Here is a 15,362-nt window from a genome sequence, read left to right as displayed (position 1 = left end):
AAATAGCCAATCACCAATTCTATGCACTATATTGGCAAGCCGGTTTAGAGGTGTTGACACAAAACAATGAGAAATCCGAATAAAGCGAATATCCCGCTAAATCCAGATTACGGCAGCGGCGTTTTTCGCCGTCGAATACAAATACGACGAAATAACAAAAACCAAATAGAGTGCCAACTCGAAGATTGCTCACACGCCATGCAGATCACCCTCACTGTCGATCGCAATACCATTAGCGATATTAGTGGCGAAGTACTGCGCGCACCCATCGATATTTGCACATCAGCGCCTATGCACCTACACGCATTTAAGGGCCTAGAATTGCAAAGTGATGGCCGCGTTTATGCAAAGCACACACCACCCAATAGCCACTGCACTCATCTCTTTGATATGACCACGCTGAGCATTTCTTTTGCGCTAAGTGGTAAAAACCAACGTCGCTATGATGTGATTGTCGCCGACGAAAAAGACGGTGTACTTGACGCCGCAATATACCTAGACGACACCCTAATTCACCATTGGCTAATCCGCGACGATAGCATTGACAGCCCTGCAGAATTAAAGGGAATAGCATTGTATAAAGGTTTTTATCGGCATATGCATACCCATTTTGAGGGCACCGTGCTCAACTGCGCCAAAGCCTTGCAAAAGGGGATTATGGTCGCCGGTGCACGGCGCTGGAATATGGCCGCGATTGCCGGTACCCCCGCCGACAGTTTTGGCCCCGGCGTGAACATTTGTCACAGCTACTCTGAACAGCGTATTCACTACGGCAAGCGCATCCACAACCCCAGCCGCGACTTTAGCGATACACCTGAACAATTACTGACATTTAAATAAGGAATGCTGCCTTACCGGGAAATTAATCGTATTAGCCTGCTCAAGTTAAAAAGTAATGTTGGCTGCTTGTATTGAATCTCTGTAGCTTGCTTCGTAATCGATAGCCATCGCTGGGCAAAAAACCGACGGGACTCAGACCTATAGCTCCGTCACTTAACCGTTCAAATTCCTAATGTAAATGTGATAGCAAATATTGGGCGGCGACACCCGTATTTTAAAACCACATATCACTATGTATTTGCTAAACATTTTCGACGTATCGACTAATTAGTCTAGAAAACTCCGATGTCTAAAATATGTGGGAATCGCTAACTCATCTTTATGATGATACCCGTCAAATTACTTTGGCTCTAAATCAGGCTATGTCCGTTGGCGAATCTATCAAATTTTCCCTACGCAGGCGTGCGACATACCAGTTTAGATAGTTACTAAAGCTAGGGCGGCGATGCCAGATTAACCGGAAAAATAGTCTTGAAATAATTATGAATATTCAACTTAATCAGTAGCATACCGGAGATAATTTCTAGCCAATAAGTCTCAACGTTAATTTTTTATTGTTGCCAATACGTATATTTACTCACGGAAATAACTTGATGTTTCAAGCTCACTTAACTAATGTTATTAGAATTAATTAATCATCTAATTAATGCCGCCGTGTGCTCACCGAAAGACGGTGTAGTGCCGTGCAAAAAACGATAATAATCGCTGGAGAGTTACCTGTATGAAGCAGTATTTTAAATTATCCCATGCCGTTCTTTTATCCGCGCCCTTGCTAATCACTCAATCGGTCATTGCGGAAACGATGCTTGAAGAAGTTGTGGTCACCGCACAAAAGCGATCGGAGCGAAATGTTGACGTACCTATTTCTATTGATAGCGCTACCGGTGACCAGCTAGAACAGGCGGGTATAATGGATGTTCAGGATCTTGGCCAGACAGTACCAGGTCTTCGTCTTGATTTATCTGGCGGTTTTTCTCAGCCAACTATTCGAGGTATAGGTAGCTCTGTTGCAGGACCTGGCTTGAGTGCGTCGGTCGCAACATACGTCGATGGTATATACCGAGCAAGCGCATTAACTAGTGCTTTTGAAATGGCTGATATCGATTCGGTCCAAGTGCTAAAAGGGCCACAAGGAACGCTCTTTGGTCGCAATGCCACTGGCGGCGCTATCATTATTACTACCAGTGTCCCGAGTTACGAGCCCGAGGGCGAACTTAAACTCAGTTATGGTCGTTACAATGATATACGCACCACATTTACTGGCTCTCGAGGACTAACTGACAAGGTAGCAGTTGGTGTTTCGACTTATATCCATAAAAGCGATGGTTTTGTCGATAATGAAATTACCGGCGAAGACGTCGATACAAAAGACAATTGGGGCGCACGCCTAAAGGGCTTATTTGAACCCAGTGACAGCTTATCAATACTCCTATCATACGCACACACCGACCGGGATGATGGCAGTCCTAACTCCCTAAACGCCTATGAAGGTAGAGCACTGGTGAATGATCCAGATGCGCCTACTGCAGGCTTTCCCGGCGCACCGACTGTCAGCGAATTAAATGGTAATCAGCCTTATACAAAGCCGGTTTATACAAAGCGTGGGTCCATTGCCTCCGATGCAGAACTGGGATTTACCGCAAAAACCGATGACGTTACGCTTAAAATCGAAAAAGATTTCGACAATATGGTGTTAACGTCGTATACCGGCTACCACGACGAAACGGTTGTTTATAGGCAAGATTACGATCTGTCTGACTTGCCGATTTTCCACGGACATTTTCAGGTTGAGGCGGACAGCTTCTCCCAAGAGTTAAATTTGACCTCACGTGGTGAAGGCCCACTGCAATGGGTGGTTGGTGCCTACTACTTTAAAGACGACACCCAGTTCCCCTTCTTTAATGCCGTGCAAGGCGGTTTCGCAGTACCCAATGCGTTTGCCAATGGCCAGAAGACAGAAGCCAAGGCCATTTTTATTGACGGCAGCTACGATTTGACAGAACTATTAACACTGACCTTGGGGGCTCGGTACAGTGAAGATACCATGCGGGTTAATTTTGAGAGTGTGCCAAACAGTATTCCCTACACCGAGGCTGAAGAGACGTTCGAGAAACTCTCACCAAGAGCGGTGTTGCGCTACTCGCTTGATGACGATAGCTCAGTGTACGCCTCTATTACCGAGGGCTACAAATCAGGCGTGTTCAATCCGGCAGGTTTTAGTACGGTACCAGTAGACCCAGAAGAAATCCTTGCGTATGAACTGGGTTACAAGACCCAGCGCAACCAGTGGAGCGCCGATCTGGCCGCGTTTTATTACGACTATTCCGAGTTGCAGGTAAATCGCTTTGTAGGTGCAGGATCGGTGTTGGTTAACGCCGCAGAGGCGACAATTTACGGTCTGGATTCGCAACTAGGTTATGCATTTAGTGAGCAATTCCGCGCTGACCTGAATATTGCATACACCAAATCTGAATACGACGATTTTAAGAATGCGCCAGCGTATTTGGGCACAGGTAATCCTGGTGACCCGTATGGCACTGGTGACGTCGACGCGACCGGCAATGATTTGCTGCGCACTCCTGAGCTGACGGCAAACCTGTCACTAAATTATGAACGCCCTTTAAAAAATGGCTTGCTAAATTTGAACAGCAGTTATTATTACAGCTCTAAATTCTACTTTGACGCTGCTAATGACACCCACCAGGATGCCTATGGCTTACTAAATCTGCGAGCCTCTTGGACACCTGCATCCGATAACTACACGGTAGCGGTTTACGCCAACAACGTGACAGATGAGGAGTATTTAGTGCAAGTGCTAGGACAAAGCGCGGGAATGCTGCAGCAATACGGAACTCCAGCGACATATGGCGTTTCTTTAGCGGTACGTTTCTAGCGCTTACTGTACTGTTCACGCCTTCCGTTCAGGATCATTTTCTGCTCGGGAAATAAATAAAAAAAACCGGCCTCTGCTTTAGCAAGGGCCGGTTTTTTTATGGACGCTAAATTTAGCATCCTACTCGCATAAACTCAGTGCCGTGTTTGCTAAAATCTTACGCTGAATATCATTGAACTTACGCAACATACAAATATGGCTGGGTGAGTGCCTCACTTTTACGCAGGCAAACTCAACGCCAAATCACAGTTCAGCGCGCCGTTGCCAATCACCGCCGTATGCAGCTCGATCCGAGGTAATATTTTATCAAAATAAAACTGCGCCGTTTGCAGCTTTGCGCGGTAAAAATCAGGCTCGGTGGTTTGCGCTTTCACTAAAGTGTTGTCAGCGACGACCGCAGCCTTTAACCACATATAACCCAAACTTATGTAACCAGCTATCATCAAGTAATCCACTGCGATTGCCGACAATAGCGTACTGTCATGCTCGGCCTTTATCTCTAAGTCGTCTGTAAGCTCTCGCCATTGCGCAATTGCCTGAGTAAGTTGGCGCTGTAATGGTTTCACTTTTTCAGACGCATCATCACTACAAACCGACAACATAATATCGATAAGTTTTTGAAAGGCAGGACGACCACGACCCGTTATTTTTCGAGCGAGCAGGTCAATCCCTTGAATACCGGTTGTACCTTCGTATATGCGCGTCACCCGCACGTCCCGCACCCTTTGCTCCAATCCCCATTCAGTAACATAACCATGGCCACCGAGAATTTGCACACCGTAGTCAGTCATCTCACTGGCGAGCTCGGATAGGCAACCTTTGGTGATCGGAATGAGTAACCCTAATAATTGCTCTGCCTCACCCTGCTCAGCAGCATTGCCCAAATCGCTGATATCCACGTATTTAGCACACCAGTGAATCAGCGCGCGGCCACCTTCGGCAATCGCCTTTTGGCTCATTAGCATTCGGCAAATATCAGGCTGATGTATCAACGCATCTGCGCCACTCTCTGGACTAACGGCGCCACCGGGCGCACGGCCAGCGCGGCGTTCGTGAGAGTAAATCAGCGAGGTTTGAAACGCGGCTTCGATCTGACCCTGAGCCTGCTGACCAACACCTAATCGCGATTTATTAATAAATACAAACATATTCTGTAAGCCGCGATTAGGCGCTCCCACTAGCCAGCCTTCTGCGCCATCAAAGGCCATAACACAGGTCGCACTGCCCTTGAGCCCCATTTTATGCTCAGTCGAAAGGCAACTCACATTATTGAGTTCGCCGAGGCTAGAGTCCTCATTAACAAGTCGTTTTGGGACAAGGAAAAGTGAGATGCCTCTGGTACCGGCAGGTGCGTCCGGCAATCTCGCCAAGACCAAGTGCACAATATTATCTGTGAAATCATGCTCGCCTGAGGAAATAAAAATTTTGGTACCACTAATTCGATAACTGCCGCTAGCGGTAGGCTCTGCCTTGCTCGTTAATAGATTTAAATCTGAGCCACACTGAGCCTCAGTTAAACACATAGTTGCCAGCCACTCTCCACTTACCAATTTTGGTACATAGCGTGTGATCAAATTTGGCGTTGCAAAGTTAACTAAGCATTTAATTGCTCCGTCATTTAATGCCGTATACATACACCAAGATTGATTTGCCGATTGTAGAAATTCACCGGCGGCAATCTTTGCTGAGAACGGCAGCGGCATGCCGCCAAACTCCTCTGACTGCGCCAAAGTCGGCCAACCACCCTCGACGTACTGACGATAAGCTTCGCTGAAGCCACTAGGACTGCGTACCTCACCACGCTCACATCTCACACCCTCGGCATCACCAATTGAGTTTAAGGGGGCTAAAATATCAGACGCAAAGCGACCTATTTCTGGCAGCGCAGCTTTTACATCGTCGAAATCATAATCAGTATCCGACAAAAGATATTGATAATGGGCGACAAAGTCGTTTACTTCTTCCATAGAGAAAAAAACATCACGAATAGGCGCAGTATAATTTGACACGTTAAATAATCTTCCCGATCAATTCTTTATCGTAGTTTTTTCAAACCCATCTTCAGCATATTAGCAATGGTCTTACCGTAGGGTGGATCCATCATGGCGGCAATGTTCTTGTACCAGCCTTGTTCAAACACTGATTTTGCATGAGAGAAGCGCTTATAACCCGCGCCGCCACCCCAATAACTGCCCATACCACTATGACCAACACCACCAAAAGGTAAGTCTGACATCATCAATTGCATCATGACTTCGTTCACAGCAACGCCGCCAGAATGAGTTTGCTCCAAAACCTGTTGTTTACCCTTCTCGCCCCCAAAATAGTAGAGCGCAAGCGGCCTCTCTCCCGCGTTGATATGGTCAATAGCGGCCTGTAAACCATCACAGGTTTTTATCACCAAAATCGGGCCAAAGATTTCTTCGCGCGCAACTCGGCTATCAGCCGGGGGATCAATAATAATGACGGGCGTGAACTGACGCTTACTAGCATCAGCGCCTATATTTATCTCTTCTATGCGACAATTTTTAGTTCGGGCATCTTCAAGTAATTCATTCATCCGCCTGAAATGTGCATCTGTAGCGATCGACGCGTAGTCTTCTCCCGCAGACTCAAACGGATACATTGTTGCCACTGCCGCCTTCGCCGCCGCCAGAAACTCTGCTAAAAGCGGTTTTTCAATCAATACGTAGTCCGGTGTTATGCAGCCTTGCCCAGAATTAATTAATCGGCCACTCATCGTACGCTGTGCGGCATAAACCATATCGGTATCGCTGTCGACAATTACTGGAGATTTGCCGCCCAACTCCAGAGTGACTGGAGTGAGATTTCTCGCCGCAGCCGCCATAATATGCTTAGCAGTTCCCGCGCTGCCGGTATACATCAAGTGGTCGAAAGGTAGCGCTGCAAAAGCTTGGGCGATATCTACCTCGCCGGTCACGATAGTCAACTCTGCGGCCTCAAAATACTGAGGTATTTTTTCAGACAACAGCGCCGCCGCAGCCGGAGAAAATTCGGAGATTTTTACCATCACCCGATTACCGGCAGAAAAGGCATCGATCGCGGCCACCAAAGCCATAGCAATCGGCCCGTTCCAGGGCACCATTACCCCAACTACACCTAGAGGTTGATATTTAATATAGGTTTTTGCGCCGACCATATTAAATGGAAAATCTGCCCGCCGCGTTTCATCGCGCATCCATTGCTTTAGATTTTTACGTACTACTTTCGCGTGATTTATCACTGGTAAAATTTCAACAGCTTTAATAAAAGCCGCGGGCTTGTGCTGCCAATCTGCAATAGTTGCGGCAACCACATCGTCTTGCTGCTCAACAATAAAATCAACAACGCGCTTGATACGATCTTGGCGAGTTGCAAGGTCTGGCATGCGCTCATTTGAAAATGCGGCTCGCTGGCTATTGAAGCTTACTTGCAGTGTTTGAACGTCGGTATACGCCGAATTATTCATATTCCATTCCCACCCTTTTGGGGACCTGTCGATCTACGAAGCAATGAATAACGGTTCAGGTGGTAATCTAAACTACCTTGTTCGTATTCAATCGCGGTGGCACGTTTGAAGTAATGACTAATCGGTAAGTCATCTGTCATGCCCATGCCGCCATGAAGCTGCACGGCATTTTGCCCGATATAGCGACAGGCCTCAGCAATCGTCACTTTCGCCGTTGACGCAGCGAGCTGGCGCTCGTGTGCACTGCCGGTTAACTTTAAACTGGCCAAATAGGACGCCGACCTCGCCATCTCAAGCTGCATATACATATCAACCATTCGATGTTGCAGAACCTGAAACTGGCTTATTGGCTGTCCGAATTGACGGCGCTGCTTACTAAATTCAACTGTATCGAGATGGAGACGTTCCATCACGCCGACAGCCTCCGCACATAGCGCCGCGATTGCAACAGGGCGCATTGTGCTTAGTAGTTCGTGAGCCGTATCAAGCTCGCCCAGCACGGCGTCGGCGGAAACCATCACCTTATTATATTCGACATCTCCGGCACGACGACCATCGATGGTGGGGTAAGCCGATATAGTTACACCCTTGGCCTTACTATCCACAATAAACAAAGAGAGTCCTTCACTATCGCCACACTTGCCAGTCGTTCTAGCACAGACTAAAAAATGGCTTGCCCACGGCGCGGCATTTACCACGGTTTTACGACCATCTAATTGCCAATATTCGCCGACTTTCTTGGCACTCATTGATATTTGCGCAAAGTCATACCGGGTAGCTGCCTCACTCCAAGCTAGTACCGGCAACGCATCCCCTGATATCAATTCACTCACTAAATCCCCAGCCATGGCACCGCCGGTAGTCGATAATAGCTGCCCCGCAATTAAGGCTGAATCAAGATACGGTTCAACTACCAACGCCCGACCAAACTCCTCCATCACCACCATCGTGGTAATAGCATCTGCGCCCAGACCACCGCTTTTTTCTGGCAAGTTCAAACCAAGAATACCGAGCTCGCTGGCCAGCGCCCGCCATATTTCACGACGCCAGCCGCTATCACTCACAGCGACCTTACGGCGAATCTCAAAGTCGTAATGCTCCTTTAAAAACCGACTCAGACTATTACGTAACTGCTGCTGCTCTTCACTAAAACTAAAATCCATAGCGTTTCTCTTAAATTATCTAACCATATGGCAACAGAACTTAGCCACGCAAAATTAAATCAGCGGCACGCCAAGCCATCGCCATCACTGGACCGTTAGTATTTCCTGAAGGGATTTGTGGAAAGATCGACGCGTCAACCACACGTAGCCCCTGAACACCCCGCACCTTAAGCTCCGGATCGACCACAGAATCTTCGTCTTTACCCATACGGCAACTGCCCACAGCGTGATAGCCGCAGCTCCCCTGTTTATCGTACGCCAGTAGTATGTCTGCATCACTGCTACAATCGGGTCCGGGATAGCTTTCGACCTGTATCATTTCCGCTAGCGCTGGCTGAGACGCGTACTCCCGCGCCAGCTCTACGGTTCGCACCATCAATTTGCAATCGTCTTCAGTCGAGTGGTAGTTGGGGCGTAATTTCGGCATTACTGCGGGATCGCAGCTATCAATATGAATACTGCCTTTGGAGGTCGGTCGCAGTGGATAGGCCACAATCCCCATACCCGGGAACTTTTCCAAATGCTCCCTGCCAGGCTTACTCAAATCAAAACTAAACGGCGCGACTAAAAACTGAATATCGGGACGGGCAACAGCATCGCTCGATTTAAACCACGCGCCAACCTCATAAGTCGCTGAAGACATTGGCCCCGTTTTACGTAAAAAATACTGGAAGACATTTTTTAGTAGCCGCAAGCCCACGTAGTCTCGGTTTTCCGACAGCGGCTTTTTAAGCCTCCACTGGACCAGAATCCCGCGATGTTCTATCAAATTTTCACCCACCGCAGGGCGATCCGCCACCAAAGGAATATTTAACTTTGCCAACAATGCCGCTGAACCAATCCCAGATCGCTGTAAAATTCCCGGTGACGCCATGGTACCGCCAGCTATGATAATTTCACGCTTTGCATGAAAGCGCTGCTCTTCAGATGCTCCTGCTTTTTTAGCAAGCACACTTACCGCGCGGCCATTGTCGAACTCGACTCTATCTACCAGAATGTCGGTGAAAATATGAAGATTAGGCCTTTGACGAATCGGGTGAATAAATGCCTTAGACGCACTCTGGCGTCGACCACCCCATATTGTACGAGCGGCATAACCAACGACAGCTGAATCGGTGGGCGCGTTAATATCGTCACTTTCATGCAGACCCATACTTACGCCAGCGGCAACCATCGCGTCGGTGAGTTCAGTCCGGCGATCCGCCATACTGATTTTCAACGCACCCTTTGATCCTCGCGCATCACCGTCGCCCAACTCATGAGATTCCATTGCTGCATACGCTGCACCTATATGCGTCCAGCTCCAGTCATCGCTACTTTGCTGCGCTATCTCATTAAAATCAGCGGGTTGTCCGCGCACATACATCAGACCATTCATTGAACTGGAGCCGCCCATTACCCGGCCACGAGTCCAATTTTCCGACGCATACGCTGTACCTTGCTCAGGCTCCGAGAGGTAACTCCATGTGTACCTCGGATCTGTTATTAACTTGCCAACCCCTTTAGGCATATGCAAAAGCGGATGCCGATCTTCGCCCCCAGCCTCAAGTAGAGCCACTGAAATAGAAGCATCTTCAGACAATCGATGCGCTAAAACACAGCCAGCTGAGCCAGCGCCGACAATCACATAATCAAAATGAGTCATAAAGAGTATCCAAGTCGTTTCCCACAACCCAACAAAGAGTGAATTGCAGTCTATTTTACGGCGTAATTTTTATACAACGTCGTTTTTACAAACTACGTCATCAGTTGACAAAGGCCGCATTATTTAATCTAATGTATTTAGTTTTAAGGTCGACGTCAAGCAGCAAACATGCGCAAAAGAAGGCAGTAACGTATGGTGAAAATTGTTTTTGTATCTCATGATGGCTCAGACCGCACAGAGCTGGACGTTAAGGCGGGAGGATCGGTGATGGAGGCTGCTGTCGCCAACAATATCGACGGTATTGTTGCCGACTGCGGCGGCTCAATGGTATGCGGTACTTGTCACGCTTTTGTCTCCTCTGAATGGTTTGCAAAACTTCCCGAGCAAAGCGAGATGGAAATCTGCCTATTGGAATTCGTACCAGAGCCTCAAGATAACGGTAGGCTTTGCTGCCAACTTGAAGTGTCTGAGGCAATAGATGGAATAGTACTACAACTTCCTGCGCAGCAACGTTGATAATAACTTTACTTATCTAACATCAATAGATATATTTCGGTACACATCGCCGCGCTTATCAATAACAGAACATGACCCAAATAAGACTGGAAAGGATCGCACCATGACAACCCCAATTGCAGACCATATTCCCGAACATGTGCCTCAAGACATAGTATTTAGCTATGATTACCACGGTGACCCTAGAGTAACTAGCGACGTACATAGCAGCTTACAAAGCATTCAAAACGACGCACCGCCAATTTTTTACACACCCAAGAATGGCGGACACTGGGTGGTTAGCCGTTTTGACGAAATAAAAAAAGTGGTTGAAGACTACGAGGTTTTTTCGGCAAAAGAAATGCAGATTCCACGTATAGAAAATCCGCCGTTCTTCATACCCCTGAACGTTGATCCGCCAAATAATATACCGTATCGCCAAGCATTAATGCCCGCCTTTTCACCTAAATCAATTAAGATTTTGGAAGAAAAGGTTCGCCACTGGGCTGCCACGATTATCGACGATGCACTGGCTAAAGGTGATGGAGTCGATTTCGTCCGTGAAGTTGCATCGGTGTATCCCGTAAGCATTTTCATGGAACTCATGGGTATGCCCATGGATAGACTGTGGGAATTCCGCAATTTGTCTGAAGCCTTTTTTAGCACAAACGATCAAGAAAAAATCCACCAGCTCAGTGGTCAAATCATTATGACCATGACTGAAATTCTCGAAGAGAAAAAAGCAAACCCCAGCGACGATCTAATGAGCCACATCTTAAATATCAAGGTGAAAGGTGAACCTATCAGCTTGGGGGAGATGCAAAACATGTGCTTTTTACTCTTCCTAGGCGGCATGGACACGGTCGCTAACGTTACCGGTTACGCCTTCCGTCACCTTTCAAATATGCCAGAATTACAAAAAAGACTCAGCGAAAACTCCGCCGATATCAGCAAGTTTACAGATGAAGCTATCCGTATGTTCGGCGTCATCAGCAATCCACGTATTGTTGCTAAAGATAGCAATGTATTTGGTATTAACTTCAAAAAAGACGACATGGTGCTATGCCTCCTGCCCATTTCAGGCCGGGATGACCGTAAAAACAAAAACGCCCACATCTTCGATATTGATCGCGCCAAGGAAGACAGTAACACCCTTACCTTTTCCTCCGGCCCACATATGTGCATTGGCAGCTTTTTAGCCCGCTCGGAGATTCGCATTCTAGTAGAAGAATGGTTTAAGCGTGTACGTAAATACGAAGTGGTGCCCGGTACTGAGCTTGGCTTCCGCATGGGATTTTCCCTTGCACTCACCCATTTACCATTGAACTTCGAAACAGTCTAACATCGAGCCTGGTTCCCTAGTTCATAATGGCTGCCTAACTCAGCAAATTACCGCATCACGACGGCAGCCAAATAAAAAACAAAAAAGGTCTAAAACAATGAAAGGTCTCGGTGCCGACAAACCTTACTGGGACTCCCTCTTAGAGGGTAAGGTTCGATTACAACAATGCGCTAAGTGCAGCAAATGGAACTGGCCCGCTGTTTACCGCTGTGGTGATTGCGGTAGCTGGGATCACACTTGGACCGAGATTGAGACCAAGGGAAAAATCTACAGCTGGACGCGTTGCTGGTACGACTTCGGCGTCCCAAAGGAATATGTAGCGCCTTTTGTCTCTGTTGTTGTGGAGCTGAACAACGCCGCAAAGACACGACTATTAGGCACACTCAATCAGGGCGACGCAGAGGTTCACATCGGCGACCCAGTCGAAGGCCACATCGAATTCTGCACCTTCGACAATGAAAAAATCCCCGCACTGCGATGGACCCGCACCACAGCCCAGGAAAAGAGCTCATGAGCATTTCAAAATTCTGTGGCGGTGTCGCCGCTGCTGGCGTCGGCCTCTGCCAATATAAACGCGGACAAGCACCGATGCCCGAGCAGGGAGTGCTAATCAAAGCCATTACAGAAGCTTGTGAAGATGCCGGATTTAATCCTGCCGATATCGACGGTTTTGTTTCCTACGGCGATGATAACAATGAACCAGTTCGACTAATGCCTGACTTAGGCACCAAAGAACTTCGTCTTAATTCACAAGTTTGGGGCGGCGGCGGTGGCGGCATTGCCGCGGCCTTCGGCATTGCGGCTGCGGCCATCGGTAGCGGACAAGCTGATGCGGTAGTGGTGTTTCGCGCCCTGGTTCAAGACAATAGCGGCCGAATGTCTGCAGCAGTTATGCGCCATCATCTAAACGACCATATTATTAGCGCAGGCATACTCGCCCCCGCGCAAATCTGCGCACTGCGCGCGCAGCGTATGTTTGAATATTACGGCGTACCTCAAAGCGTAACTGAAGAGCTTGTGAAAGCATCCTACTACCATGGCTCCCGCAATCCCGACGCGATGTCTTACGGCAAAGAACTCGATCTCGACGCCTATCGCAATGGCCGCTGGATTAGCGAACCTTTTCGCTTGTTCGACTGCTCCCGTGAAAATGACGGCGCTGGCGCAATACTGCTCGTGTCAGCCGAGCGTGCAAAAGATCTGCGCAAACCTCCAGTTCACTTGCTTGGTGTTGCCAATGGTGCTCAAAAAGGCTGGGGCGACCTTCTGGAAAATGACATACATTACGCTTCTGCTGGCTTTCAGCCGATTGCTAAGCGCTTGTGGCAGCAGACCGGTCTAAGCCCAAAAGATGTCGACGTGGTTCAGCTATACGAGAACTTCAGCGCCCAAGGTATCGCCTCTCTGATTGATCATGGCTTTTGCAACTATGAAAATGTTACCGACGTTATCAAGTTTGAGAATCTGATTGCACCCTGTGGCAATCTGCCAGTAAACACCTCTGGCGGCAACTTCGCCCAAGGCTTTATCCACGGCTTCGGAACGGCCGTTGAATCTGTGCGAGTGTTGCGAGGGGAATCGGCAAACCCAGTACCGAATGCAAAAGTATGTTTATTGGCCGGCGGCCCAGGCGCACCAACCGTAAGTTCCGCACTTTTCGGTAGCAGCTCCCTGTAACCTTTTAGGAAGACGCAGAACGTGGAATCACCTCTACTTAACTACCAATGTGACAAGGGCATTGCCCTTATCACCATAAACCGGCCTGAAAAGCTCAACGCCTTCACCCCTGCTATGGCAGAGCAATTCATTGCCCTGCTCGATAGAACGGACGCTGACGACGATGTAAAAGCCGTCATCGTTACTGGAGCTGGTCGCGCTTTCTGTGCGGGCGCCGATCTCTCTGGGGGGAAGGAAACCTTTGGTGATATTAGCGGCAAAAGTGATGTCGTTAATGCCGATGGCTCGATCAACTATAGCGCAGAAGCCATACGCGACATTGGCGGCTTAGTCTCTTTAAGAATTTATCGCAGTTTAAAGCCCATTATTGCCGCCATCAACGGAGCAGCTGTAGGCGTCGGCATTACCATGACCCTACCAATGGATATCCGCATAGCAAGTACCGAGGCAAAAGCGGGCTTCGTTTTTACTCGCCGAGCAATAGTGCCCGAAGCCACCTCAAGCTTCTTCTTACCTCGAATTGTAGGTATTTCAAAAGCCCTTGAATGGTCATTTAGCGGCAGAATAATCTCGGTACAAGAGATGCTCAACGGCGCATTAATTAGCGAAGTACTCGCACCGGAACTACTACTCGACCGTGCCTACGAGATTGCCCGTGAAATCGCAGACAATACCGCACCTGTATCGGTCGCCCTTACACGACAAATGCTCTGGCGCGGGCTTGATATGCAACATCCCATGGAAGCTCATCAAATTGATAGCCGAGCGGTTGCTCACCGCGGACGCAGCAAAGATGCTACCGAGGGCATTGAGTCTTTTCTAGAAAAGCGCCAGCCTGATTTCAAGAATAAAGTATCAACTGACATGCCCGACTTCTACCCTTGGTGGGACGAGCCAAAATACGAATAACAACGATGCAAATATTAAAAACTCAGTCAAATACTATAACTATCAACAACAGGCTTTCAAGCAGAAACACTATAACAAAAACCGCGCTAAGCTCGTTTAAATATTAGCCGGAGATACACTGTCGCCAACCTAACGTTTGAGCTACAAAAAAGAGACGTTGCTCACAGAATCAGCATGTTTAATTTTACAAACTATTGCCATTAGATTAGATTAATCGCTATAACTAGTAATAATTTAGATACGGAGTCATATATGAAAAAAATGCCCACAAAACCTTTAATAGTAGCCGCCTTATTGACACTGAACTCCACGCTATCAAATGCACAGTTTTTAGGCCTACCAATACCGTCTATAGGAGACATTGCGCCTGCCGGTTTAGTCACATCACTGACCTCTGTAGGCGTTGGGCAGGCTCTTCCTATTGCCACAACCCTCTTGTTTGATAGCCCACTCTCGCCTCTTATTATAGAATTAGCCCCACAAGCCGACCCTCTAACGAGCCTATTATTGGGCAACCCACTGGAACAACTAAATGGCTTGATACCCTCCGGTGGTAACCCTTTAGAAATCCTAAGCTTGGACAATCCTCTCGGAATGTAAGTCTTTAGAGTGCGAAAAAGCCTTTCTTTCAGGATCGGTACACTGACAAACCCCAGTAATTTTACTGGGGTTTGTTTTATTTAGAACAATGAACTCACACCTCCTTATCCTTACTACCGCGTTTCTCTCCCAAATACCGGCCACTCAGCAGCTTACTTAATTCGTGCCTTAACAGCCCTTAGACGAAGAGCCCGCTTACGCCGTAACCGTCCGGCGAACTCACCTTACATCAAGGCTGCCAATTGTGCGGCAGTAGCTCACCAATGTTTGAGGCGCGATGTGTCGGCAGTTTCTCCATCACGTCTTTCAGGTAAGCCTGCGGGTCTAGC

General features: G+C 48.0%; 13 protein-coding genes. 8 read left to right on the top strand and 5 right to left on the bottom strand.

Features of this window, described 5'->3' with window-relative positions:
• Positions 1-66: 66 nt before the first annotated feature.
• Entirely contained in the window at positions 67-840 is a 774-nt protein-coding gene (locus O9X78_RS14530) for a DUF2889 domain-containing protein (RefSeq protein WP_269620435.1), read from the top strand.
• A 721-nt stretch (positions 841-1,561) separates the two neighbouring features.
• Positions 1,562-3,733, top strand: a complete 2,172-nt coding sequence (locus tag O9X78_RS14525; protein ID WP_269620434.1) for a TonB-dependent receptor — start codon at positions 1,562-1,564, stop codon at positions 3,731-3,733.
• Between the two features lie 218 nt (positions 3,734-3,951).
• Here O9X78_RS14525 and O9X78_RS14520 read toward each other — a convergent pair whose 3' ends face one another.
• The 4 genes from O9X78_RS14520 to O9X78_RS14505 are packed head-to-tail and all read right to left on the bottom strand — an operon-like array spanning position 3,952 to position 10,010.
• The gene (locus O9X78_RS14520) at positions 3,952-5,742 is read right to left on the bottom strand and encodes an acyl-CoA dehydrogenase C-terminal domain-containing protein (protein WP_269620433.1); all 1,791 of its coding nucleotides are present in this window, start codon (positions 5,740-5,742) and stop codon (positions 3,952-3,954) included.
• A 26-nt stretch (positions 5,743-5,768) separates the two neighbouring features.
• On the bottom strand, positions 5,769-7,202 hold the full coding sequence (locus tag O9X78_RS14515) for an aldehyde dehydrogenase family protein (RefSeq protein WP_269620432.1): 1,434 nt from the start codon (positions 7,200-7,202) through the stop codon (positions 5,769-5,771).
• The gene (locus tag O9X78_RS14510; protein WP_269620431.1) at positions 7,199-8,365 is read right to left on the bottom strand and encodes an acyl-CoA dehydrogenase family protein; all 1,167 of its coding nucleotides are present in this window, start codon (positions 8,363-8,365) and stop codon (positions 7,199-7,201) included. Before O9X78_RS14510 ends, O9X78_RS14515 begins: the two co-directional genes overlap by 4 nt.
• 40 nt (positions 8,366-8,405) lie before the next feature.
• The gene (locus O9X78_RS14505; RefSeq protein WP_269620430.1) at positions 8,406-10,010 is read right to left on the bottom strand and encodes a GMC family oxidoreductase; all 1,605 of its coding nucleotides are present in this window, start codon (positions 10,008-10,010) and stop codon (positions 8,406-8,408) included.
• A 192-nt stretch (positions 10,011-10,202) separates the two neighbouring features.
• Between O9X78_RS14505 and O9X78_RS14500 the strand changes: the two genes are divergently transcribed.
• The 6 genes from O9X78_RS14500 to O9X78_RS14475 all read left to right on the top strand — a co-directional run bounded on the left by O9X78_RS14500 (position 10,203) and on the right by O9X78_RS14475 (position 15,033).
• Complete coding sequence (locus O9X78_RS14500) at positions 10,203-10,526, top strand: 2Fe-2S iron-sulfur cluster-binding protein (RefSeq protein WP_269620429.1); 324 nt, start codon at positions 10,203-10,205, stop codon at positions 10,524-10,526.
• A 103-nt stretch (positions 10,527-10,629) separates the two neighbouring features.
• Positions 10,630-11,847, top strand: a complete 1,218-nt coding sequence (locus tag O9X78_RS14495) for a cytochrome P450 (RefSeq protein ID WP_269620428.1) — start codon at positions 10,630-10,632, stop codon at positions 11,845-11,847.
• 97 nt (positions 11,848-11,944) lie between these two features.
• Entirely contained in the window at positions 11,945-12,361 is a 417-nt protein-coding gene (locus O9X78_RS14490) for a Zn-ribbon domain-containing OB-fold protein (protein WP_269620427.1), read from the top strand.
• Positions 12,358-13,524 (top strand): thiolase C-terminal domain-containing protein, encoded by a 1,167-nt coding sequence (locus O9X78_RS14485; RefSeq protein ID WP_269620426.1) that lies wholly within the window; start codon positions 12,358-12,360, stop codon positions 13,522-13,524. Before O9X78_RS14490 ends, O9X78_RS14485 begins: the two co-directional genes overlap by 4 nt.
• Positions 13,525-13,545: 21 nt before the next feature.
• Entirely contained in the window at positions 13,546-14,433 is an 888-nt protein-coding gene (locus O9X78_RS14480; RefSeq protein WP_269620425.1) for a crotonase/enoyl-CoA hydratase family protein, read from the top strand.
• A 252-nt stretch (positions 14,434-14,685) separates the two neighbouring features.
• Positions 14,686-15,033: a hypothetical protein gene (locus O9X78_RS14475; RefSeq protein ID WP_269620424.1), complete on the top strand. Its 348-nt coding sequence runs from the start codon at positions 14,686-14,688 to the stop codon at positions 15,031-15,033.
• Positions 15,034-15,262: 229 nt separating this feature from the next.
• Here O9X78_RS14475 and O9X78_RS14470 read toward each other — a convergent pair.
• On the bottom strand, positions 15,263-15,362 hold a 100-nt coding region (locus tag O9X78_RS14470), incomplete at its 5' end, for a transposase domain-containing protein (RefSeq protein WP_269618468.1).

Origin of the sequence: Zhongshania aquatica, assembly GCF_027257955.1 — a bacterium.
Lineage (GTDB): Bacteria > Pseudomonadota > Gammaproteobacteria > Pseudomonadales > Spongiibacteraceae > Spongiibacter > Spongiibacter aquatica.
Note: the sequence above shows the minus strand (reverse complement) of the source record. Positions and strands in the feature narration are given on the sequence as shown.